Source organism: Halorubrum sp. SS7 (assembly GCF_005435055.1).
GTDB lineage: Archaea > Halobacteriota > Halobacteria > Halobacteriales > Haloferacaceae > Halorubrum > Halorubrum salinarum.
Genome location: NZ_SGXV01000704.1, coordinates 1 through 223, shown reverse-complemented (window position 1 = coordinate 223; position 223 = coordinate 1). Strand labels below are relative to the sequence as shown.

Sequence of the window (223 nt, the reverse complement as noted above, 5' to 3'; positions counted from 1 at the left end):
GTCGCGACCGCGTGGTACACCGCGGACCTGCTGATGGACTACTTCGTCCCCGTGATCGGCAACGTGACTCACACCTCGCTGCCGTACGCCGACGGCGAGCCGTGGTTCACCACGACCGTCCTCCAGGTCGCGGCCGCGGGCGCCGTCGTTCTCACCGTGGTCCCGCTGTTCTGGGCGCTCGGCACCCGGATCGCGACCCTCCGAGGCCGCGCGAGCGACCCGG

1 pseudogene is annotated in these 223 nt (G+C 71.7%); it reads left to right on the top strand.

Annotated elements, in window-relative coordinates:
• Positions 1-223: pseudogene (locus EXE44_RS19650) on the top strand (DUF1405 domain-containing protein); the annotation flags it as partial.